The 1,433-nt window shown below is 45.3% G+C and carries 1 protein-coding gene; it reads right to left on the reverse strand.

What is annotated here, in order from left to right; genetic code table 11:
- On the reverse strand, positions 1-1,376 hold a 1,376-nt coding region (locus tag BAZSYMA_RS07750), incomplete at its 3' end, for an FG-GAP-like repeat-containing protein (protein ID WP_241502591.1).
- Positions 1,377-1,433 lie beyond the last annotated feature (57 nt).

The following is a 1,433-nucleotide window of genomic DNA, read 5'->3' on the forward strand; positions in this document are numbered from 1 at the left end:
GCACTTAGATTAATGGCACTGTTGTTGGCTTTGCCAAACACAACATAAGATTTACCTGCTTTTGATTTGCCACTTGGATCGGCGTACCTAGCACCCACAATCAAATCATCCAAGCCATCGCCGTTGACATCGCCTGCACTAGAGACTGAGATGCCACTTTGATCACCCAACGCCTCGCCATTAATTACAAAGCCCCCTAAAGGGTTGCTTGCATCAGCAATGGTACTCAGATTAATAGCACTGCTGTTGGCTTTACCAAACACAACATAAGATTTACCTGCTTTTGATTTACCAGTTAAACTGGCTTTATCAGCACCCACAATCAAATCATCCAAGCCATCGCCGTTGACATCGCCTGCGTTGGAGACTGAGAAGCCATTTTCGTCATTCGCCGCCTCACCATTAATAACAAAGCCCCCTGTCGGGTTTTTTGCATCAGCAATGGTGCTCAGATCAATAGCACTGCTGCCTACCTTACCAAACACAACATAAGATTTACCTGCATTTGATCTACCACTTGGATCAGCGCCTTTAGCGCCCACAATCAAATCATCCAAGCCATCGCCGTTGACATCGCCTGCGCTGGAGACTGAGACGCCACTATAATCACTCGTTGCTTCGCCATTAATTACAAAGCCCCCTGTAGGGTTGCTTGCATCAGCAATAGCACTTAGATTAATGGTACTGCTGTTGGCTTTGCCAAACACAACATAAGATTTACCTGCAGATGATTTGCCATTTGGATCGGCAAAAAAAGCACCTACAATCAAATCATCCAAGCCATCGCCGTTGACATCGCCTGCGCTGGAGACTGAGACGCCACTATAATCATTCTCTGCCTCACCATTGATAACAAAACCCCCTGTAGGGTTGCTTGCATCAGCAATGGCACTTAGATTAATGGCACTGCTGTTGGCTTTGCCAAACACAACATAAGATTTACCTGCATTTGATCTAGCATTACTAACACCCACAATCAAATCATCCAAGCCATCGCCGTTGACATCGCCTGCGCTGGAGACTGAGACGCCACTATAATCATTCGTTGCCTCACCATTGATAACAAAGCCTCCTGTAGGGTTGCTTGCATCAGCAATAGCACTTAGATTGATGGCACTGCCGTTGGCTTTGCCAAACACAACATAAGATTTACCTGCATTTGATTTGCCACTTAGATCGGCGTACCTAGCACCCACAATCAAATCATCCAAGCCATCGCCATTGACATCGCCTGCGCTGGAGACTGAGTAGCCACTTTGGTCGCTTACCGTCTCGCCATTAATAACAAAGCCACGATACAAAGCAACACTCGGCGAAGCCATTGTAGGTTGATTAACGGCTTTTTGTGCTTTAGTTTGACTAGTTTTTGTTTGCATGGTTGGTTTCCTCAATATTGATTTAAATTAACTGTCAATGATACCATGATATTTTTT

This window comes from Bathymodiolus azoricus thioautotrophic gill symbiont (genome assembly GCF_001298715.1).
Classification (GTDB): Bacteria; Pseudomonadota; Gammaproteobacteria; order PS1; family Pseudothioglobaceae; genus Thiodubiliella.